This window comes from Candidatus Darwinibacter acetoxidans, assembly GCF_041936445.1.
Lineage (GTDB): Bacteria > Bacillota > Limnochordia > Darwinibacteriales > Darwinibacteriaceae > DTU010.
The window spans coordinates 1-1,162 of the sequence record NZ_JBHGXH010000087.1 but is presented as its reverse complement, the minus strand read 5'-3'; the positions used below and the strand labels follow the sequence as shown (position 1 = coordinate 1,162).

Genomic DNA, 1,162 nt, shown 5'->3' with positions numbered 1-1,162 from the left:
GCTCGTCGGGCATGGTGAAGCTGTATTCCGGCTCTTCGCTTACCTTTACCCCGTTCCGGGTCCATATGCTGAAGACATAGCCCTCGTACGGCTCGGCTCTGACGGTAACGGTTGCGCCCACGTCATGCACGCCCTCTCCGGTAACCGAGCCGCCGCCAAACTCGCCCAGGCGGATGGTGACCCGGTGAGCCTTGACAAAGTGGGCTACAAGGGCATAGTTGCGTTCGATGGTCAGGTCAAAGCTGCTGCCGTAATCCAGCTTCTCGCCCGCTTCGGTCCAGTGATCGAAGCGGTAGCCGTAAGAGGGAATGGCTTTTACATTCACCACGGAGCCGGCTCCGTGGTAGCCGCGTCCTTCAAACCATCCCCCTACTTTGGGCTCCGCCTCCAGCCCCAGGTAGTGCACCTTGGCGAAGTTGGCGACAAGGCTGCGATCCAGGTCCAGTGTGAAGGTGTAGCTTGAATCGCTGCTGACAACTTCTCCGTTTTCGGTCCAGCCCACAAAGCGGTAATCCGCCTTCGGGATGGCAAATACCGTTACGCGGGTGCCCTCGTTGAAAGTACCCCCGCCGGAGACGAAGCCCGCACCGGGCAGAGAAGAGGAAATATTGACGGTATATTCATTTACTTTCCTGAAAACTGCCTCAAAAAGGTGGCTCTCACCGGCAGTGAAGCTATAGCGGGCGGGAGCACCGGGGACCTGCTCGCCGTCCATGAGCCAGTGGTCGAACTCGTAGCCGGGGTTGGGCACGGCCGTCAAGACAACCTCGCTCCCCTTTTGATAGAAGCCGGCTCCTCTGACCCGGCCTCCCTCTGCGGGAATGGCCCTGGCGGCGATCTCGAGATAAGGCTCAAACCTGGCGGCAAGCCGGCGATCTCCGGCAGCCGTAAAGCTATATTCCGGATCGGCGCAAACCTTTTCCCCGTTCTCGTACCATCCCTCGAAGGTGTGGTTCGCTGCAGGCAGGGCTTTCAAAACAACTTCGGCGCCCTCCTTATAGGTGCCTGCGCCCCTAACCGTGCCGCCATCCCCGGGCTCGGCACCGGCCTCTATCCGGATGCCGGGAATGAAATGAGCCGTAAGCTTGAGGTGCCTGTCGCCCCAGAAAGTAAACACTTCACCGTAGTACTCTTTATCACCCTCCGTCCACCTGTCAAAGAG

At 59.5% G+C, this 1,162-nt stretch carries 1 protein-coding gene; it reads right to left on the bottom strand.

Going from position 1 to position 1,162, the window contains the following annotated elements; translation table 11 throughout:
* The coding region (locus ACE4YL_RS02805; protein WP_461369175.1) for an InlB B-repeat-containing protein at nucleotides 1–1,162 on the bottom strand (1,162 nt) is incomplete at both ends.